The organism is Exiguobacterium sp. s157 (assembly GCF_018618205.1).
Lineage (GTDB): Bacteria > Bacillota > Bacilli > Exiguobacteriales > Exiguobacteriaceae > Exiguobacterium > Exiguobacterium chiriqhucha.
Genome location: NZ_JACSLQ010000005.1, coordinates 29,056 through 49,669, shown reverse-complemented (window position 1 = coordinate 49,669; position 20,614 = coordinate 29,056). Strand labels below are relative to the sequence as shown.

Sequence of the window (20,614 nt, the reverse complement as noted above, 5' to 3'; positions counted from 1 at the left end):
CATGAATGAAAACGCGAGCTAGCCCGCGTATAGCTTTATTGTACTTATTTACCTGTTAGAATGCAATGCACGGACAGGATAGAACTACCAATTCATCAAAAAAATTATACTAAAAAAATCTCGCCTGAACCATGTCAGGCGAGAAACGTTACTTACTCTTCGTCTAAAAGTGAGAGGACGTCATCGTTGTCAGCTTCGACTGTGACCGTCTTTTCACCGTTGAGACCGTAGTGGTCGCGAATCCGTTCTTCGACCGATGCGGCCACCGACGGGTTCTCTTTCATATACTGCTTCGCGTTCTCACGGCCTTGACCGAGACGCTCCTCGTTGTACGAGTACCACGCGCCGCTCTTTTGAACGATATCGAGGTCGGCCCCGATGTCGATGAGCTCGCCTTCACGCGAGATTCCTTCGCCGTACATGATATCGACTTCTGCCGTCTTGAACGGTGGCGCGATCTTGTTTTTGACGACTTTGATTTTCGTCCGGTTCCCGACCATGTCTTGGCCTTGTTTGAGCGTTTCAGCACGACGGACTTCGAGACGGACCGACGAATAGAACTTGAGGGCACGACCACCAGGTGTCGTTTCCGGGTTACCGAACATGATTCCGATTTTCTCACGGATTTGGTTGATGAAGATGACGATTGTCTTCGACTTGTTCGTCGCACCAGACAATTTACGGAGCGCTTGGCTCATGAGGCGGGCTTGAAGACCGACGTGTGAGTCTCCCATCTCCCCTTCAATCTCGGCTTTCGGAACGAGTGCCGCAACCGAGTCGACGACGAGGATATCGACCGCACCAGAGCGGACGAGGGCTTCCGCGATCTCAAGGGCTTGTTCCCCTGTATCCGGTTGTGATAAGAGCAACTCATCGATGTTGACGCCCAAGTTTTGTGCGTATTTCGGGTCGAGCGCGTGCTCGGCGTCGACGAAGGCAGCTTGTCCGCCGCGCTTTTGAACTTCAGCGATAGCATGAAGCGCCACCGTCGTCTTACCTGACGATTCAGGTCCGTACACTTCGATGACACGACCACGTGGATAACCACCTGCACCGAGGGCGATGTCGAGGGCGATTGAGCCTGACGGGGTCACCGAAACTTGCTGATCTGTATTTTCACCGAGGCGCATGATTGAGCCTTTACCGAATTGTTTCTCAATTTGGCGTAATGCCATTTCTAACGCTTGTTTACGATCACTCATAGATTAATGAGCCTCCTTTGATTGATACTTTCATTATAAGCGAAGCGAAGACGATACACAAGTTTTTTGCGAACGTTTATTCGCCTTTTTTCATTTGTTGCAGGAGCGCCCACATTCCGTCTTTCGTAGCCCGGGCTTGAATGACATGCCGCTCTTGATGCGGGTAATCACGTTCAATCACGTCAATCCCGTCCGGTGACCGGATGCCGATGAACACTTTTCCGACCGGCTGACCCGAATTTGACGTCGGACCGGCCTCGCCGGTGAACGCCAGCCCATAATCCGTTCCGGTCTGACGCGTCAGACCGAGGATCATTTCAAAGGCGACTTCTTTTGAGACGACCGAGTGTGAATCAATTGTATCAAGGGACACCCCTAAAAACCTATTTTTTAGCTCGTCGGAGTACGTGACGACCCCGCCCTTGAACACCGAGGATGCTCCTGGAACGGCCGTGAGCATCGCTTGGGCTTGACCGCCCGTGAGCGACTCGGCAATCGACAGCGTCGCCTTGCGCGCTTGTAACTCGTGAATCAGCCGTGCGGCGAGCGTATCCTCGTCTGAACCGAAGTAATAGTGACCGACCCGCGCCAAAATATCCTGTTTGGCCCGTTCAATCATCTCCCGCGCCACGGTCTCAGTATCGGCGCGGGCGCTGATGCGCAGTCGTGCCTCGCCCGACTCGGCGTATGGGGCGACCGTCGGGTTCGACCCGGTCATCAAATCGACGACGGCCGCGTCGAGCGCCGACTCACCGATTTCATAAAAGCGCAACGATTCAGAGACGATGGTCATCCCGCCGAATTTTTCTGGGAACGTGGCGTCGACGATCGCTTTCATCTCCCACGGGACACCCGGTAACAACAGCCATGTCGGTTCGTCCTCGATCCACATCCCGGGCGCGAGACCGACCGGGTTGGTGAGCACTTCGGCCCCGGTTAAGACGTCTGCTTGCCGCGCGTCCCCTTCGTTCGGCTCGCGTCCGCGCGAGGCGACGAAACGATGGATCGTCTCGAGCGATGCCTCGTCACGGATGAGTGGACGACCGAGCACCTCGGCGAGTGTCGTCTTCGTGATATCATCCGCCGTCGGCCCAAGGCCGCCAGTGACGATGACGAATTCACTTCGTGATCGCGCTTGTTCGAATGTCGCTCGCAAACGTTCCTGATTATCTCCGACGACTACATGATACAGCACGGACAACCCATATTTCGACAGCTGTTCTGATAAGTAACGGGCGTTCGTGTTCGTGATTTCCCCTAAGAGCAGTTCAGAGCCTACCGCAATGATTTCGGTGCGTTTCATCCAAATTCCTCCTCCCAATAAAAAAACGAGCTGTTCGGCCAAGCTGAACAACTCGTCTATGCCGATGGTTACATCGACTTTACAATGATCTTATAGTTTTGTGCGAAATATTCGGCCCCTGAGTAAATCGTCAAGACGAGCGCGAGCCACATGGCCCATTCGCCGAACGGGATGCCGACATAGCTGAAAATCGGGTTGCCGAACAGCAGGAAGATGATGGCAAAGAGTTGGACCCATGTCTTCGCTTTGCCCGACTTCCCGGCCGCGACGACGATTCCTTCATCGGCCGCCACGAGACGAAGTCCCGTCACCGCGAACTCACGCGAGAGAATGACGACGACGACCCATGCCGCGACGAGATCCATCTCGACGAGCAGGACAAGTGCCGCCGTGACGAGTAGTTTGTCAGCGAGCGGATCCATGAATTTCCCAAAGTTGGTGACCAAGTTGTGCTTCCGGGCGAGATGCCCGTCAAGCCAGTCAGTGATAGCGGCAATCGTAAAGATGACCGCGGCGATGAATTGATGGAGCGGTACGTCCGCCCCGAGGAAAGCGATGTCTCCCCAATCAAAATCTACGGCGAGTAAGACGACGAACACGGGGATGAGCAACACCCGTAACATCGTCAAACGGTTAGGTAGGTTCATCGAGAACTCCTCCTCTAGAAGGAGAGTCAACTTATTCTGCGTCGACTCTCTTTACAAATATATTTTGTGTGACCGGCGAGTCGGCTAATTCAAGCTCCCGGCCATTGACAACAATTTTCTCGACCCCACCGATCAAGCCGATTCGGATGCGAAGCGTATCCGTCTCCGCGTCCTCGATGACAATCGGGTTTTGTTTCGATTGGTTCGGATATTCCGGAGCGAGGAACGCTCCCTCGAGTGAGGTGTCCCGAACACCGACATATGTCGCCGGCGACTCTTTCACATGAATCTCCGTCGTCAGTTTATCGGCCGTCGCGATCTCATATGTGAGGTCTGCCCCGTTCGTCGACGCGACCGCAATCGGTCCCGTCTCTTCTGCCGGTTCTTCTTCGACCGGTTCTTCAGCCGGCGGTTCTTCTTCGACCGGCTCTTCTTCCGGCACGTCCTTGTTTTGATCAATGGTTACACCCGAGTTCGTCTGTTCAGTCGGTGACGCGTTTTGGTCGCCGAAATCAAGGTTTCGGACGACGTAATAGACGGCCGTCATCAACAGGAACGCGACGAGCACGAGCATGACTTTCGGTACCCAACGCGAGACACGGCTCGACGTCTCGGACGCTTTCGAATAGGTTTGCTTTCGCGATAATTGAACGGTCGGTTGCGGCTCGATTTTCGGCAAGTCTTTCGCATACGTCTCGTACAGTTCATCGACATCAAGTCCTAACGATTCCGCATACGTTTTAATGAACGCCCGTGCATAGAACGAGCCAGGGAGATTTTTGTAATCACCTTCCTCGATCGCGATGATATAGCGTTTTTGAATCTTCGTCGTCTGCTGGATTTGGTCGAGCGTCAAACCGCTCGCCTCACGCCTTTGTTTCAAAAAAGTCCCTAGTTCTGTCACAGGGGTCCACACCTTCCATTCAAGTAGTTATTCAAACCATTCTGCCTCACGATGTGTCTCTTGAGGAATGATAATCTCCTCATCTTGTGAGTTCCTCAGTTCGATGATGTAATCAAAGTCTTCGAACACGCAATCGGTGTTGCGCACGTATAGGTCCGGATGCTCGATGACTTTCACGGACGGCAACCGCATGACTTCTCGAATCAATTGACGATGGCGTTCATCCATCGTCCGCGTCGAGACGGCACCGTCGATGATATAGACGTGGTCCCCTTCGCGTTCTTCTTCGAACAACGAGGTCCGCACCGTTTGCTTCATGAGCGTCGATGACAGGAACAGCCAGCGCTTGTTCGCACAGACGCTCGCCGCAACAATCGACTCGGTCTTCCCGACACGCGGATTGCCGCGCACCCCGATCAACAAGTGCCGTTCTTCTTTCATCAGTTCGGCGACGAAGTCGACGAGGACACCTAAGTCCTCGCGGACGAATTTGAACGTCTTCTTGTCGTCATTGTCGTGCTCGATGTAGCGCCCATGTCGAATCGCGATTCGGTCGCGAAGCTTCGGTCGCCGGAGCTTGATGACGACGATGGCTTCCATCTTGCGCAAAATATGTTCCAGACGATGGACGTGATCCGCGGCCGGGGCCTTTAACAGCATGCCGCGGCGCTGGAGATCGACGCCGTTAATCGTCACGATTGAGATTTGAAGCATCCCCATCAGGGAAGCGATATCCCCCAGGATACCGGGCCGATTTTGGCAAAGTTCATATTCGAGATACCATTCTTCGAACTTATGATCCATCTCGTCCACCCTTTCCGATGTGTGCTCGCTACCTTGTTCATTCTAAATTATTTTAGAAGAATTGAAAAGAACTCGTTTCAGTCGTGACGACAAAGTTTCACACCCAACCGCCATCGATACGGAGCACGGCACCGGTCATATAGGCTGCAGCCGGGGAGCAAAGAAAACGAATCGTCTCCGCCACTTCCTCAGGTCCGCCTAACCGGCCGAGCGGAATCTCCTCACGGGCCGTTTGTTTCGTCTCTTCTACCGTATCATTCATCGGAGTGTCAATCCACCCCGGTGTGACCGCGTTGATACGGACATGAAACGGTCCCGCCTCACGCGCGAACGCTTTGACGAATCCGAGTTGGGCGGCCTTGACCGTCGAATAGAGGACTTCCCCGGCCGCACCGACCTCACCCCAGACGCTCGAGACGACGACGATATCTAGGGGGAGGTCGTACGCTTTTTGCCCGACGACGTGCTGCACGAGCCGGACCATCGAGCGGACATGAATCCGGTACAGCCGATCGAGTTCGAGGAGCGACTGGTCGACGAGCAACCCGTAGGCATGATTGCCGGCGACGTGGATGATGCGGTCGACCGGTCCGAGTGTGTCGAGCCAAGTCTCGAGCCCGGTCTCATCATCGAGGTCACACGTGACGACGTCAGCCGTCAGTCCTTCGCTCGCGACGAATGCACGGAGCGATTCCGCCTGCGTATGCGCCTGCAAGATGAGGTCATCGTCCCGGAACGACAGGGCGACGGCACGACCGATTGCCCCGCTCGCTCCCGTGATGAGCGTCGTCACGGCTTCTTGACGATGCAGACGGTCCGTTGATCGGCTTGGAATAGACGGTCATACGCGGCGTACAGATCGTCGAGTGAAATCGCATCGAGCAGATCAGGGATGTCGAACATATTACCGCCACTGAGCGCATAGCGTGAGAACTGGTTAGCGATGAACTCAGGTGAGTTGAGCGCCTTCAAAAACTGCCCTTTCATCATGCGCTTCTTGCGATCGAGTGTCTCGACGCCGAGTTCGAGCGGACGCTCGAGGGCGGACGTAATCCGATCGACGAACGTCTCGACGTGTGGCGTCTCCATCGACAGGACGGCGAAGGCGAACGTCTCTTCTGACGTATAGTCGAACGAGAACGCGTCATCAATCAATCCTTCGGCATACAGTTCCGCATAGAGCGGTGCCGTCGTGTCGAACAAGGCATGCATAAGGAGCTCGACGATGAGCTCTTGCTTCATGCCATCCTTGCCGGCAAGCGGCATGTCTTTATACCCAATCATCACTTTCGGCACCGATACGTCCATCTCGATAATGCGTTCGGCCAGATGCACCGTCTCCGGCTCCTCGATTTCTTCCCGCGCTGTCAACAGCGGCTGTGGGAACGTCTTCGCCGCCTGATTGGCGGTGATTTCCGCGAGGATGGCGTCCGGGTCGATATTCCCGACGACGAACAGCACCATGTTGCTCGGATGATAGAACGCTTGGTGGCAACGATACAAATCGTCCGCCGTAATGGCACTGATCGAGTCGATCGTCCCGGCGATATCGATTTTTACCGGGTGTTCGGCGTACATCGCCTCAATCAAACCGAAGTAGAGCCTCCAACCTGGATTGTCTTGATACATCTGAATCTCTTGACCGATGATGCCTTTCTCTTTTTCGACCGATGCTTCTGTAAAGTACGGCGCTTGGACGAAGTCGATTAACGTCTTCAAGTTCTCACTGACGTTCGACGTCGCACCGAACAAATATGCCGTCCGGGTGAACGACGTGAACGCGTTCGCCGACGCACCGAGGCGTCCGAATTGTTGGAACACGTCGCCGTCCTCTTTCTCGAACATCTTATGCTCGAGGAAATGGGCGATCCCGTCCGGTACGTCGACCCAGTCCTCTAGCTTGAACCGACGATCAATCGACCCGTATTTGGTCGTGAACGTGGCGTACGTTTTCTCATAGCCGGTCTTTTTCAATAAGTAAACCGTCAATCCGTTCTCGAGGACGGTATGATGAAGCGTCTCTCCGACGTTTGGAAAATCGAGTTTCATGCGGTTCCCCCCTTTAAACAATAGACGGCCTGTAGCGTCAATCGGTTCGCGAGCGCGGCCACGTCTTGACGCGACGTCCGTTCGATAATCGCCATCTCTTCGTCGAGCGAGAACGGACGGATGTCCGAACCGCTCATCCAAGCGATCAGTTGGCGCGGATTGTCGCCGAGTTGGCGACGCTGATGGAATAACATCGCTTTCGTCTGTTCGAGCGTCTCATCCTCGAACGTGCCGGCTTGAAGGTCGGCTAGCTGGTCGGCGATAATCGCCTCGGTCTTGGCCTGGTTCGAGGCATCGATTCCGGCGTAGACGAACAACATCCGGCTGAGCGAGCTATACTGCGAGGCCGCGTAATAGGCCAAGCTCTCTTTTTCACGGACATTCATGAACAGTTTCGAGTGCGGGAAGCCGCCGAATAAGCCGTTGACGACTTGCATCCGGACGGCGTCCTCACTTCTCGGGTCGATGTCGACTTGATAGGCGAGGTGCAACTTGCTCTGATTGATGGCTTGATGTTCCTCGAGCCGTTGAAACTCACGGTCGACCGGCTGGGGATACTCCCGAACGAGACGTTCTCCGAGCCCTTCGAGCGGGGCGAACGCGTCCGTCACTTGTTCACGACTGACGTCCCCGACGACATAGACGTCGACGCGGTCGTGACGGATCATCGCTTCATACGCCTCGAACAACGTCCGAGGTGTCACGTGCTCCAACTGGTCAAGTGTCCCAAGCGATGGGATGGCGAGTTCTTCGCCGAGCAGCTCTTGTAGACGTTGTTGGGCAAAGCGCATCTTGTCATCGTATACAGATTCGATCCGTTGACGCTGGAGACGAGCCTCTTGCTCGACGATGAGCGGTTGGAACGCCCCGTCATAGGCGTTCGGACGAAGCAGCACTTCCTCGAGCAGTTTGATGGCTTGAGCGAGCACCGGTTCGCCGACGAGTTCATCGTTCACGACTTCAAGCTGGAACTGGATGATATGCTCTTTGCCGACTTTCGAGGCCCCGGCGTACAGGCTTGCGTCATACAGTTGTTCGAGCGGCGTGTGGAACAGTTCGATCGACGGATAGGCTTCCGTCGCCTTCTCCATCACATACGGCAACAAGGCGCGGGCTGCAATCGTCTCAGGCGACAATGGCGCCGCGAACGAGACGAGACATGTCGTCGTCTTGAATTTTTGGGTCGGGTAGACCGAATAGTGCAATCGCTGTTGAAATTGTTCGATTCCTTTCATAACTGGATCTACTCCTTCTTCTTTTTCGTTTTAAAGACATCGGCACCGCGGGCGTACTCTTGATCAGGCACACCGGCCACGACGTTGGCGTAACGGGCCGCAGTAAATAAGTAATCACTCAATCGATTGTAGTACGGGAGTTGACGGACGGCTGCATCGACATTGACAAGTTCTCGTTCGACACGGCGACAGACGGTGCGCGCCACATGCAGGCTTGCCGCTCCGACACTGCCTCCCGGCAAAATGAACCGGACGAGCTCAGGACATTTGGCCTCAAGCTCGTCAATCCACGTCTCAAGCTCCGTGACGATTACTAAATCGACTTGTTGCGGCGGGTCTTGTTTATACATCAGCTCCGAGCCGAGATCGAACAAGTCGTGCTGGATTCGTGTCAATTGGGTCCGGAGCGTCTCGTCCGTCTGATGGGCGAGCGCGAGACCGATCTGACTGTTCAACTCATCTAACAGTCCCATCGCCTGGATGTGGGGATGGACTTTCAAGACGCGTCCACCGATGAGCGACGTCTCGCCCTTGTCCCCGCCTCGTGTGTACAGTTTCATGTCATTTCCTCCTTTATGCCACAAATGGTGACCCATAGGAGTCACCATTGTCGTTATGCCTGCGGTTGCGTGTACGGGAGACGGATTGTGAACGTCGTCCCTTCGTCGAGCGCGCTTGAGACGTCGACCGTGCCGTGATGGGCATCGATGACGTTCTTGACGATGGCGAGACCGATTCCGGTACCTGCCTTGCCGCCGCTCGTCCGTGCTTTATCCGCTTTGTAGAACCGTTCGAACACGAACGGTAAATCTTCTTTCGGGATGCCGCTGCCCGTGTCGGACAGACGGATCATGAAGCCGGTCTCTTCTGCGCTCGCTTCGAGTCGAATCGAACCGGACTCGGTATGTGCGATGGCATTGCCGATTAAATTCGTGAACACTTGTTCCAATCGGTCCCCGTCCGCCTCAATCGTGTGACGCGGAGCCTCAGTCGAGAGGGTGATCCCTTTCTCGTTCGCCATCTGGTTGAACTTGCGCATGACGCGCGGTAAAAACTCACCGAGGTCGAACGTTGCGAATTGCATCGTCTCTTTGCCTGATTCAATCCGTGCCAAGTCGAGTAAATCGTTGACGAGACGGGCGAGCCGGAGTGACTCATCATAGATGATGGAAGCGAATTCTTTCGTCGCATCATCACTCTCGGTCATGCCGTCGATAATCGCCTCGGAATACCCTTGGAGCGTCACGAGCGGGGTCCGGAGTTCATGGCTGACGTTGGCGACGAAATCGGTCCGCATCTTGTCGAGGCGATGGCTCTCTGTCGTGTCACGGATGACGACGACGGCCCCTTCGAAATCGTCCTCGCCAAGAAGCGGTGTCACGGTCAACGTGTAATAATGGTCGTGCTGTTTCACTTCAATCGTCTTCTCCGGAGCCCCGGCGACGACGTCCTCATAGAGCGACAACACGACTTCGTGCGGTTGCTCGTCAATGAGGAGCGGTTGGGCTTGAGGATTCGTCACGATGACGTTCGCATGGCGGTCGAGGGTGATGACCCCATCGGCCATCGACCGTAAAATCGAGGCCAATTGTAGCCGTTCCCGATCGAGCGCGTTCACATACGTCGACAGCTGGCTGCTCATCGCGTTGAACGAGCCGGCCAGTTCGCCGATCTCATCGTTCGACTTTTGAACGAGGCGCAGGTCGAACTGCCCTTCCCCTGTCTTGTTGACGGCGTCGCGCATCTCCCGGAGCGGTGCCGTGATGCGCGTCGATAAGAAGAACGCGAACACGGTCGTGACGATGATGGCCGAGGCGACCGTCCAAAAGATGATCGTCCGGGCCCCTTCGTTCGCACTCGAGATCGCATCAAGCGGTTCAATCAAATAAAGCGTATACTCGCCCGTCTCGAGTGAGAACGTCGTCCGGTATGCGAGCGCGGCCTGGTCGTCAAACGACGAGAAGTTCCCGATCGACGTCTCTCCGACGGCTTGATACGCTTCCCAGTCTTGACGTCCGAGTTCGGTCATGAGCCCATCGACTTCGGTCCCGAAATTCGAGCGGACCGTCCCGTTCTCCAATATATAGTTGGCGCCGTACACTTCGATGATTTGATCAACCGTCCGCGATGCGTCCCCTTCTTGGAGCAGTACGGATTGAACTTGTCCCCCGAGTTTGGCCAAATGGCCTCGTTCCTGATCAATATGAAACGAGTTGAAAAACTCGAGCATCAGAACGGAGACGATGAACAAGATAAGACTGACCAACACGAGAATCGTCAACCACAGCTTTGTGACGATGCTATTGCGGCGAATCATCACTCACTGACGACTTCGAACTTGTAACCGACACCCCATACCGTCGTAATCATGTGCGCGGCTTCTGGAGAGACCCGGTTCAACTTTTCCCGGAGTCGCTTCACGTGTGTGTCGACCGTTCGAAGGTCTCCAAAGAATTCATAGTTCCAGACTTCTTTTAATAGCTGTTCCCGTGAGAACACTTTGTCAACTTGCTTGGCCAAGAAGAACAACAGTTCATATTCTTTCGGCGTGAGCGCAATCTCTTCTCCGTCGACCGTGACACGGTGCGCGTCGTTATCGATCGTCAAATGCGGGAAGACGATTAAGTCTTTTGATTTTTCAGCCGTACGTAAATATTTGGTCGATCCTGAACGGCGGAGGAGCGCCTTGACGCGCAGGACGACCTCACGCGGGCTGAACGGTTTGACGATATAATCGTCGGCCCCTACCTCGAACCCTTGGACACGGTCGACTTCTTCCCCTTTCGCCGTCAACATGATGACCGGCGTCGCTTTCGATTTGCGAAGTTCGGTACACACCTCGACACCGTCCATTTTCGGCATCATCAAATCGAGCAAGATGACATCGAAATTATGCTCGAGGGCGAGCTGTAACGCCTCTTCCCCATTCGTCGCTTCGACAATCACGTACTGTTCCCGTTCCAAATACATTTTTAATAGTCGGCGAATTCTTTCCTCGTCGTCGACCACTAAAATTTTTGTTTTATTAGCCATCCACTAAACCTCCTAATCGAACCATTACAAGATGTAGCGATTGTTGCACAATTGTGAACATTTCGCTCTCTTTCATAACTATACCACTCTATTATTTGGCTTCACAACGGTCAGTTGATAGCGCCATGAAAAAAGAAGCCACCGGAGTGACTTCTTTGTTTACGCATATGAATGCAAACCGGCGATGACAAGGTTGACGAAGACGAGGTTGAACATGATGACGGCGAATCCACCGACACAGAGCCAAGCCGCTTTCGTTCCCGTCCAGCCTCGCTGGATCCGCATATGCAAGTAATAGATATAGATGAGCATCGTGATGAGCGCCCACACTTCTTTCGGGTCCCAGCCCCAGAAACGGTTCCAGGCGATTTGGGCCCAAATCATGGCGAAGATGAGGCCCCCGAGAATGAACACCGGCAAGCCGATGGCGATCGAACGGTAACTGATCTCGTCAGCGAGGTCGAGGTCGACCTTTTTCGCGAGCGGCTGTAACGCCTCGGCGACGCGCTTGCGTAAGATGACGAAACGGAGCAACACATAAATCACGACGCCGGCGATGACCGACCAGATGAGTGTGTTCAATTTCAACGTGTTGATGAACGTCGGCAACTCGAGTGACAAGCCGCTGGCACCAGAGACAAGTTGCGCCCCTTCCGGTACGAACAGCATCGGCATGAAGTACTCATACGACTCTTGCGTTCCGCGATCGTTCGTGAACTCGACGACGCCACCGGCGCCAATCGCCTTGAAGAGCATCGAGACGAGAATGAAGCCGAGCGTACACATGAGTACGAACATCGTGACTTCAAGCCACGTCCGAGACTTCGACTTCTCGCGCATCGATGTCTCGTTCAATAAGAAGATGAGGCCTGATGCAAAGCTGATGGCCAGAATCCCTTGTCCGAGCGCTGCGGTCGTGACGTGAATCTTCAACCAGACACTGTTCAAGGCTGGGATGAGCGGTGCCACTTCGCTCGAGAACATCGAGGCGAACGCGATGACGAGCAACGCCACCGGCATAGCGAACAATCCAAGCACATCATTTTTATAAATCCCGTACACGACGAGGAAACCTAGCACCATCATCATTCCGAAGAACGTCGTGTATTCGTAAAGGTTCGATACCGGCGCATAGCCGACCCCGACCCAACGTAAAATAAAGTATGCCATTTGGGCGATAAAACCGATGACCGCGAGCACGAACGCATACTTACCGTAGGCGATGCGGTTGACGTTGCGGTCCTTGCGCATCCCGCTGACCGCGATTGTGAACAACACGGTCGCGACAGCATACAGGATGAACGCGATGAAGAGCAAACGACTGCTCCACTGAATCCACTCCATTATGATTCCCCTCTTTCATTGGTTGAGTTGTCGTCTGTCTTTTTTTCAAACCGTGCCTGATCTTCCCAGATCGGCAGGCCATGTTTCTCTAGGAGCGGTGTGATTTCGCGGTTAAGTGAAGATGGGTTCTTGTTCGTGAAACCGGCGACAAGCACGTCCGTCTCGCCGTGACGGCGAATCCAGATGCGACGGTGCGGCCAATACATACCCATCACGATCCCGACCATGAAGATGATTCCCCCGACGATTAACACTGGATACGTCGAGTCACTCTTGACGCGAAGACCGCTCGTGCTCGCCATCTCCGTCCCGGCGAATTGGACCGCATAGCGATTCTCCTCGTCGGCGACGTTCAAGCGAATCCCGATCAAGTTCGATTCGGTCGTGCCGTCCGGTGTGTCAATCGCCATGAAGAAGGCCGGGTTGAGCGCCCGTGGCGATTTCGTGTTCGGCTGGCCGTCCTTGACTTCAAAGTCCGGGTATAAGTCGTTCAGTTTGACCGTGACGTCACCGAGATCGTATGTCGTCTCCGGATTCGTCAAATCGACCGTGAACGGTCCATACACGTCGCCTGTCTCTTTATCAGCGACGTTGAATGACATTGACAAGAATTCTGGACGACTCGAATACTGTTCTTGATACACTTCATATTTTTCAAACTTGAACGGATGGTTCACTTTCGTCGAACCGGTATCGACTTCCTCGAGTTGCGGCGATCCGTCCTCGTTCGTTCCGGTCTTCTTGAACAGCGTCAATTCCGTCTCATAGTTTTTTGGGACAGCACCCGCTTTTTCGATTGCCTCGGCAAACTTCGCATCTTCGGCGTTGTTTTCCGGATCATACATCTCTAAAATAAATTGATCGTTGCGGAGATAATATTCATCATCCGTCGCCTCGAGCGGAACCGTATCGCCTTCGCGCACCCATTCGAGCGTGTCCGTATGGAATGCCGGAAAGACGCGTAGCATCGCCCCGATGAAGAAGATGACGAGCCCGATGTGGTTGACGTATGGGCCCCAACGGCCAAAACGGTATTTTTCGGCGAGTAAGGCGTCGCCGTCACGCTTCACTTGATAGCGCTTCGCTTTTAAGGCGTCGCCGAACGCATCGATTTGTTCGTCCGAGCCTTTGCCTTCCCCAATCAGACGTTGTCCACGCATGAAGCGATCGGTACGTCGGACCGGCTGGTTTTTCAACGCTTTATATAGCGGGAAAAATCGGTCGATTGACACGACGATGAGCGATAACGTCAGCATGACGATCAACGTGATGTACCACCACGATGTATAGAGGTTATGGAATCCTAACGTGTAATAAATCGTTCCCGGTGTCCCGTACTCGTCCGTATAATACTGGCTCGCCGGCAACTGTTGCGGAATATACATCTCTTGCGGGAAAATCGTTCCGATCGCCGATCCGACGATGATGAGCCCGATGAGCCATAGACCGACCTTGACCGATGCAAAAAAGCTCCACACCCGGTCAATCCATGACCGTGGACGACGCTTCGATCGTAAATCGGCGCCGTCGTATTTCATATCTAGCATATGTGCGCCCCCCGTTCGCTTACAATGACTTCTCGGCCAACTCCATCAGTTTCTCTTTCGTGAGTTCACCTTCGTACTTTTCAATCACTTTGCCATCGGCATCGATGACGAACGTGACCGGCAAGTTATAAATCCCGTACGCCTTCTCGACTTCGCTGCGCGTGTCCATCAAAATCGGATAGTCGAGCTTGACGCCGAGGTCGTTCACAAAGTTATCGACTCGGAGCGGTGTCTCACCGACATTGACCGCCCAAAAATCGACGCCCATGTCTTGAAGGGCCGCATAGTTGTCCTGGACGACCGGCATCTCTTTCTCACACGGTTCACAGAACGTGCCCCAGAAGTTCACGAGCAGCCCTTTGCCGTCGTATGTCTCGCGCTCGACCATCGTCGTCCCGTCTAAACTGACGAGCTTGAAGTTCGGCGCATCGTCGCCGGCCTCGACCCGTCCGTCGTTACCGGCTTGTTCAATCAATTGCATGATGACGACCGCTCCTGCGAACAGGACCATCGTCATGATCATGAGCCGCCAAAATGACCGTTTTTTCTTATGGGCCATCGCCTGATTCATGCGATCACCCGACTTTGTTTCTTTCGTCATGAGTTCACACCATCCTTCAGTTGTTATTGTACTGAAAAAACACCAAAAACGCACATTAACAGACTTTTTTCATCTTTTTGTCACACAATCTCCACAAACTAAAAAATCATCCTATCTCAGGACGATTTTTTAGTTGTTATTTTTTCTTTTTCTTGCCTCGTTGTACAGGGGGTACGGTCGGGTTGGCAAGTTCACGCAACTTGGATACTTCTTTGCGTGACAGTTCACGCCATTCGCCCGTCGTGAGACCGTCGAGCGTCAAGAAACCGAACTGTTCGCGCTTCAATTTGATGACTTCCGAACCGACTGCTTCGAGCATGCGGCGGATTTGACGGTTATGGCCTTCCGAGATGACGATTTCTAGAATGGCCGAGTTTTTCTTATGGTCGACCGTCTTCATCTTCACTTGGGCACTGCCCGTCTTATATCCGTCATCGAGCTCGACGCCCGACTCGAGTTGTTTCATCGCGATATACGAAGGAATGTTCTTCACTTTCGCCACATAGCGTTTCGGGATTTTGAACTTCGGATGGGTCATCATGTTCGAGAACTCTCCATCGTTCGTCAAGATGATGAGTCCCGTCGTGTTATAGTCGAGACGTCCGACCGGGAAGACACGTGATCCGGGTGGGACGAGGTCGGTGATGACTTTACGACCTTTATCGTCTTCGACCGTCGAGACGTAACCGCTCGGCTTGTAGAGGACATAGTAGACATGCTCTTCTTGTTCGATTTTCACACCGTCGACTTCGACTTCAGACTTCGGTCCGACTTTCGTCCCGAGTTCGCGCACGACTTTCCCGTTGACGCGGACCCGTCCATCTAAAATCATTTCTTCGGCTTTGCGCCGTGAGGCGACACCTGCTTGGGCAATCACTTTTTGTAAACGTTCCATTTATTCATTCTCCAATCTATCTTGCATAATCGCAGACGGCTGGCCGAAGAACAAATCGCCTTCGTCCGAGAGCTCGTCTTCAAACGTTAATGGGGGCAATTCATCAAGTGAATTAAACCCGAAATGGTCCAGGAAATGCTCGGTCGTGCGGTACAACTTGGCCCGTCCGATCGTCTTGGCCCGGCCTGCCGACTCAATCAAACCTTTTGATAACAGCGTATGAATGACGCGTTCGACTTTGACGCCCCGAACTTCTTCGATATCGGCCCGGGTGACCGGTTGCTTGTACGCGATGATGACGAGCGTCTCCATCGCGGCCCGAGACAACGCTTGTTCGGCCATCGTGCCGACGTAACGCTGAATATACTCGGATACCTCGGGGACCGTCACGAGCTTGTACACGCCCGCCGATTCAATCAATTGGAACGGGCGACCGGAGTCTTTAAACGATACTTCTAGCTTACTCAACTGTTCTCGGGCGGCGGCTTCCGAAATGTCGAGCGTATCCGCGAGGGCACGCACTTCCATCCCTTCTTCGCCGACGACGAACAGTAGACTCTCAATAATCGTTTCATAAGACAGCAACGGCTTCATTCCTTTCCTTTGATGATTCGACGAACGAGATTTGAATGTCCCGTTCTTCTTGTTTGGTCGTGACGACACGCAACTTGATTAGCTCAAGCAACGCCATGAACGTGACGACGAGGTCGGAGACATCGGGCCGCTCTTCAAAAAACGAAAAGAACGAGGTCGTCCCTGCTGCCGAGACATGCTCGTGCAACCGCGTCATCTGCTCCTCCAGCGTCCGTTCTTCGCGTTTGATCGTCTTCTTGCGGCGTTCTTTCCACCGCTTGCGCTCGACCATCTTCGAATAGGCGTGCAACAAGTCCGAGAAGTTGAGCGGTCCGTCGTACGGTTGGACGAGGTCGGACATATAGCGCGTCAAATCTTCGCCCGGACGGCTGTACAGTTCGAGCCGAGACTCTTCCTGCTCGCGCATGAACACGACCGCTTCTTTATAGGCCTTATATTCAATCAACTGTCGAATCAACCCTTCGCGGGTCGGTTCTTCGCCGAAGTCAGGAATGTCATCCTCTTCGACCGGTACCGGTGGCAACAGCTGCTTGCTCTTCAATTGGAGCAACGTCGCCGCCATGACCAAATACTCACTGGCCACATCGAGCTCAAATTTTTGCATCGTCCGGATAAAGGCGACATACTGGTCCGTGACCTCGGAGACAGAGATGTCCGCGATGTCGAGCTCCATCTTGCCGATCAAGTGGAGCAACAAGTCGAGCGGACCTTCGAACGTATCGATTTTGACGTTGTACGCTTCCATAGAGACACCTGCCATTTACATTTTTGCGCTTTAGTATAACATGTTTTGTAGTACCGTGACCACGAAAGGAGAAATTTGATGTCAACGCCTTTAATCCAGTATACGCTCTTGTTTGAATGCCATGCCGATTATTTCGAATGCCACGAAGTGCTCGAGGAAGCATGGCAAGACGGAGGCCGTCAAGATTTAGGTTACGCCGCCTTGATTCAGTACGCCGTCGCCCATTACCATGCCCGCCGCGGCAATACAGCCGGGGCGAAAAAGAGCATCGCGGCGTTACAACAGAAACTTGGGCTGGCCGCGACCGAGCTCGAGGGGCACGGCATCGATGTGGAAACGTTCGCCAAGGATTTGGAGTGTTGGCCGCTCCCCGAGACGTTGCCGCTCGACAAATCGACGCGCCGACAAATCGAGCGCTTGAAACCGACATTCGAACCGACCGCGCTCACGTTTGACGAGCTCGTCCATAAACATATGTATCGAGACCGGACACCGGTCGTCACCGAGCGGCTCCGGGCGCTCGAGGCACGCAAAAAAGCTAGGCGCTGAGCCTAGCTTTTTTAGATGACGACTTGATTCCATTTATCGAGCAAGTCCCCGGTCTTGCCTTGACCGACGAGCTTCAAGTCGAGCGGCAATAAGTTCCGGGTCTCATCGAGCAGTTCATAGGAACGTTTCTCGCCACGGAACGACGGAGACAGCGCAATATGATGGATGAACATCGTCGTCTCTTGTTGCTCCATCCCGATAATCCCGACGAAGTCTTCCCCGACTCTCCAGAGATAAAGGAATTTGGCAGGGTCTTCTTCGTAGGACCGGACGAGTTCGAGCAAGGCGAGCGGAGATTTGTCGCTACATGAGAACGCGAGCAAGCCCATCGCCGTCTTTTCGTACGATTGTTTATATTTCACCAGCATCGCTGGTTTCACCACCTTTAGTCATTCATGTTTCACTAAGTGAACACGTGAGAGACATGGCTCATTTTGTCATAACATTCAGGCAGAAATCAATTCTCGTCCCAAACTTTGACTTCGGCCATCTTCGTGCCTTGACGAAGTTTGACCGCGTGCTCGAGGCCAGACGTCACTTTTCCGAAGACCGTGTGGACGCCATCAAGGTGCGGTTGTGGCTCATGGACGATAAAGAACTGTGACGAGCCCGTGTTGCGTCCAGCGTGCGCCATTGAGAGCGAACCGGCTTCATGCTTGTACGGGAATGACGTCGACGTCTCACATGGGATCGTGTAGCCTGCGCCGCCCATGCCTGTGCCTTCTGGGCAGCCGCCTTGGCTGACGAAGCCTGGGATGACCCGGTGGAATGTCAAACCGTTATAGAAACCGCTGTTCGCGAGCTTCTCGAAGTTTTCAACCGTGATCGGTGCCGCATCGTGGAACAAATCGAATTCGATCATTTCGCCGTTCTCTAATTTCATTGATCCTTTTTTCATATCAAGTTACCCCTTTATGTTCATATTGTCTTTCTCACTCACACATTGCCCATTCTATCAAAAAAAACCGTCTGTCTCCACTATTTTGTGGAAACAGACGTTCTGACTTGCTACTTACTGGATGACAGCGTGGACGAGTGGACGGGCCGTCGGCTCTGTCGCACCGATCGTATACGCGTGGTCCATCCGCTCGAGCGCAGACGTCATATCTTCTTTGTTCGAACGGAGCACGGCGATCACGTCACCGGCTTCGACCTTGTCACCGACTTTCTTCTCGAGCGTGATACCGGCCGCAAAGTCGAGCTGATCATCTTTTGTCGCCCGACCTGCGCCGAGGAGCATCGCTGCCACACCGACTTCGTCAGCGATAATCGACTCGACGTAACCCGCTTGTTTCGCGACGAACGTCGTCTCATACTTCGCTTGCGGAAGTTTCGACAAGTCATCGACGAGCGACGCGTCGCCACCTTGTGCCGCTACGAACTGACGGAACACTTCGAGGGCATGACCATCCGCCATCCGTTTCTCCAGGTCAGCGTACGCCTCGTCGAACGTTGGATAGAACTCGCCAAGTACAGCCATATGGCCGGCGATCGTGAGGGCAATCGTCTTCAAGTCGTTCACGTCTTTGCCCGATAGGACTTCGATCGCTTCTTTCACTTCATTCGCGTTCCCGATTTCGAAACCGAGCGGCTGGTCCATGTCCGTGATGACGGCGACCGTTTGACGGCCGACGTTCTTCCCGATGGCGACCATCTCTTCAGCGAGCGCTTTTGCATCATCGAACGACTTCATGAACGCGCCTGAACCCGTCTTGACGTCGAGGACGATGCTGTCGGCACCGGCCGCGATTTTCTTCGACATGATCGAGCTCGCGATGAGCGGGATTGAATCGACCGTCGCCGTCACGTCACGGAGTGCGTAAAGACGTTTGTCGGCAGGCGTCAAGTTACCCGTCTGACCGATGATTGACATCTTGATATCGTTTACTTGCTTCGTGAACTGTTCTTCCGTCAACTCGACGTTGAAGCCAGGGAACGATTCGAGCTTATCGATTGTCCCGCCCGTGTGGCCGAGACCGCGCCCGCTCATCTTCGCGACCGGAATGCCGATTGACGCGACGAGCGGAGCGACGATTAAGCTGATTTTGTCACCGACACCGCCGGTCGAGTGTTTATCGACTTTTTTACCTTGGATGTTCGAAAGATCGATGACGTCACCAGACTTGACCATCTCCATCGTCAAGGCTGCCGTCTCTTTCTCTGTCATGCCGTTAAAGTAAATCGCCATTGAAAGGGCCGACATCTGATAATCAGGAATCGTCTCGTTCGTGAAGCCTTCGATGATGAAGCGAATCTCCTCTTCGTTTAATTCGCCACCGTTACGTTTTTTCAAAATCAAATCGACCATGCGCATAAGTTTCGTCCTCCTAATTGGGTAGTGGTTACATGCTTTGAATCGTGCCGCGTACGAGTGAAAGGAAGTCTTGGCGGACGCGTTCTGTCGTCTCGATGACCTCTTCATGGTTGAGCGGTTGATCTAAAATCCCGGCTGCCATGTTCGACACGCACGAGATGCCGAGCACACGCATATCCGAATGACGGGCCACGATGACTTCAGGTACCGTCGACATGCCGACGACGTCGCCGCCGAGGAGGCGTGCCATCTTCACTTCAGCTGGTGTCTCGTATGTCGGACCTGTGTTTCCGAAATAGACGCCTTTTTGAATCGAGAGGCCGAGCTTCGCAGCGACACCTTCCGTCAACGTGACGAGCTCTTTATCGTACGCTTCTGACATATCTGGGAAACGTGTCCCGAAGTCGCTCGCGTTCTTGCCGATGAGCGGGCTCGTGCCGAAGAAGTTGATGTGATCCGTGATGATCATCAAATCGCCCGGGTTGAATGACTCATTGCAAGCACCAGCCGCGTTCGTGACGATAAGCGTCTCGACACCGATCAATTTGAGGACGCGGACCGGGAACGTGACTTGTTCCATCGAGTAACCTTCATAGAAATGGAATCGTCCTTGCATCGCGACGACGCGTTTTCCTTCGAGGTCACCGAAGACGAGTTGTCCAGCGTGTCCTTCGACGGTCGATACCGGGAAGTGCGGGATGTCCTCGTAAGGGATTTTGACCGCGTTTTCAATTTCATCAGCGAGGACGCCGAGTCCTGAGCCGAGGATGAGTCCGATTTCTGGTGTTCCGTTCATGCGTTCCTGTAAAAATGCCTTTGTTTCGTTCCAATTTACCATGAGTAGTGCC

The 20,614-nt window shown here is 53.8% G+C and carries 22 protein-coding genes; 1 reads left to right on the top strand and 21 read right to left on the bottom strand.

Annotated elements, in window-relative coordinates:
• Positions 1-152 precede the first annotated feature (152 nt).
• From recA to KNP67_RS10350, 17 genes are all read right to left on the bottom strand, one after another.
• Entirely contained in the window at positions 153-1,202 is a 1,050-nt protein-coding gene (recA, locus tag KNP67_RS10430; RefSeq protein WP_021067612.1) for a recombinase RecA, read from the bottom strand.
• A 76-nt stretch (positions 1,203-1,278) separates the two neighbouring features.
• Positions 1,279-2,505, bottom strand: a complete 1,227-nt coding sequence (locus KNP67_RS10425; RefSeq protein WP_131471222.1) for a competence/damage-inducible protein A — start codon at positions 2,503-2,505, stop codon at positions 1,279-1,281.
• A 68-nt stretch (positions 2,506-2,573) separates the two neighbouring features.
• Positions 2,574-3,152 carry a CDP-diacylglycerol--glycerol-3-phosphate 3-phosphatidyltransferase gene (pgsA, locus tag KNP67_RS10420; RefSeq protein WP_021067614.1) on the bottom strand — a complete coding sequence of 193 codons (579 nt, stop codon included), beginning with the start codon at positions 3,150-3,152 and terminating at the stop codon, positions 2,574-2,576.
• Between the two features lie 31 nt (positions 3,153-3,183).
• A complete protein-coding gene (locus KNP67_RS10415) occupies positions 3,184-4,035 on the bottom strand; it encodes a helix-turn-helix domain-containing protein (RefSeq protein WP_241764584.1) in 852 nt (283 codons plus the stop codon).
• A gap of 48 nt (positions 4,036-4,083) precedes the next feature.
• Positions 4,084-4,860, bottom strand: coding sequence for a YmfK family protein (locus KNP67_RS10410; protein ID WP_021067616.1), 777 nt, complete (start codon positions 4,858-4,860; stop codon positions 4,084-4,086).
• Positions 4,861-4,957: 97 nt separating this feature from the next.
• A complete protein-coding gene (gene ymfI, locus KNP67_RS10405; protein ID WP_131471223.1) occupies positions 4,958-5,653 on the bottom strand; it encodes an elongation factor P 5-aminopentanone reductase in 696 nt (231 codons plus the stop codon).
• A complete protein-coding gene (gene yfmH, locus KNP67_RS10400) occupies positions 5,650-6,909 on the bottom strand; it encodes an EF-P 5-aminopentanol modification-associated protein YfmH (RefSeq protein ID WP_021067618.1) in 1,260 nt (419 codons plus the stop codon). Before yfmH ends, ymfI begins: the two co-directional genes overlap by 4 nt.
• Complete coding sequence (yfmF, locus tag KNP67_RS10395) at positions 6,906-8,144, bottom strand: EF-P 5-aminopentanol modification-associated protein YfmF (protein WP_021067619.1); 1,239 nt, start codon at positions 8,142-8,144, stop codon at positions 6,906-6,908. The genes yfmH and yfmF overlap by 4 nt, the downstream gene beginning before the upstream one ends.
• Before the next feature lie 8 nt (positions 8,145-8,152).
• Positions 8,153-8,704, bottom strand: a complete 552-nt coding sequence (locus tag KNP67_RS10390) for a cob(I)yrinic acid a,c-diamide adenosyltransferase (RefSeq protein WP_021067620.1) — start codon at positions 8,702-8,704, stop codon at positions 8,153-8,155.
• 53 nt (positions 8,705-8,757) lie between these two features.
• Complete coding sequence (locus tag KNP67_RS10385) at positions 8,758-10,461, bottom strand: sensor histidine kinase (protein WP_058763840.1); 1,704 nt, start codon at positions 10,459-10,461, stop codon at positions 8,758-8,760.
• Entirely contained in the window at positions 10,461-11,177 is a 717-nt protein-coding gene (locus tag KNP67_RS10380) for a response regulator transcription factor (RefSeq protein WP_021067622.1), read from the bottom strand. The genes KNP67_RS10385 and KNP67_RS10380 overlap by 1 nt, the downstream gene beginning before the upstream one ends.
• Positions 11,178-11,336: 159 nt before the next feature.
• Entirely contained in the window at positions 11,337-12,521 is a 1,185-nt protein-coding gene (gene ccsB / locus KNP67_RS10375; protein ID WP_214756570.1) for a c-type cytochrome biogenesis protein CcsB, read from the bottom strand.
• The gene (gene resB / locus KNP67_RS10370) at positions 12,521-14,068 is read right to left on the bottom strand and encodes a cytochrome c biogenesis protein ResB (protein ID WP_021067624.1); all 1,548 of its coding nucleotides are present in this window, start codon (positions 14,066-14,068) and stop codon (positions 12,521-12,523) included. Before resB ends, ccsB begins: the two co-directional genes overlap by 1 nt.
• Positions 14,069-14,087: 19 nt before the next feature.
• Positions 14,088-14,669, bottom strand: coding sequence for a redoxin domain-containing protein (locus KNP67_RS10365; protein ID WP_021067625.1), 582 nt, complete (start codon positions 14,667-14,669; stop codon positions 14,088-14,090).
• A gap of 136 nt (positions 14,670-14,805) precedes the next feature.
• Positions 14,806-15,564: a pseudouridine synthase gene (locus KNP67_RS10360; RefSeq protein WP_021067626.1), complete on the bottom strand. Its 759-nt coding sequence runs from the start codon at positions 15,562-15,564 to the stop codon at positions 14,806-14,808.
• Positions 15,565-16,158, bottom strand: a complete 594-nt coding sequence (gene scpB, locus KNP67_RS10355) for an SMC-Scp complex subunit ScpB (RefSeq protein WP_021067627.1) — start codon at positions 16,156-16,158, stop codon at positions 15,565-15,567.
• Positions 16,136-16,903: a segregation and condensation protein A gene (locus KNP67_RS10350; RefSeq protein WP_058763846.1), complete on the bottom strand. Its 768-nt coding sequence runs from the start codon at positions 16,901-16,903 to the stop codon at positions 16,136-16,138. Before KNP67_RS10350 ends, scpB begins: the two co-directional genes overlap by 23 nt.
• A gap of 78 nt (positions 16,904-16,981) precedes the next feature.
• Between KNP67_RS10350 and KNP67_RS10345 the strand changes: the two genes are divergently transcribed.
• Complete coding sequence (locus tag KNP67_RS10345; RefSeq protein ID WP_021067629.1) at positions 16,982-17,452, top strand: DUF309 domain-containing protein; 471 nt, start codon at positions 16,982-16,984, stop codon at positions 17,450-17,452.
• A gap of 11 nt (positions 17,453-17,463) precedes the next feature.
• On the opposite strand, the gene KNP67_RS10340 is transcribed toward KNP67_RS10345, so the two are convergent.
• The 4 genes from KNP67_RS10340 to KNP67_RS10325 form a co-directional block, all read right to left on the bottom strand.
• Positions 17,464-17,820, bottom strand: coding sequence for a GNAT family N-acetyltransferase (locus KNP67_RS10340; RefSeq protein ID WP_021067630.1), 357 nt, complete (start codon positions 17,818-17,820; stop codon positions 17,464-17,466).
• 89 nt (positions 17,821-17,909) lie between these two features.
• Positions 17,910-18,350: a peptidylprolyl isomerase gene (locus tag KNP67_RS10335; RefSeq protein WP_021067631.1), complete on the bottom strand. Its 441-nt coding sequence runs from the start codon at positions 18,348-18,350 to the stop codon at positions 17,910-17,912.
• Positions 18,351-18,464: 114 nt separating this feature from the next.
• A complete protein-coding gene (locus KNP67_RS10330) occupies positions 18,465-19,766 on the bottom strand; it encodes a pyrimidine-nucleoside phosphorylase (RefSeq protein ID WP_214756568.1) in 1,302 nt (433 codons plus the stop codon).
• Between the two features lie 28 nt (positions 19,767-19,794).
• Complete coding sequence (locus KNP67_RS10325; RefSeq protein WP_021067633.1) at positions 19,795-20,604, bottom strand: purine-nucleoside phosphorylase; 810 nt, start codon at positions 20,602-20,604, stop codon at positions 19,795-19,797.
• Positions 20,605-20,614 lie beyond the last annotated feature (10 nt).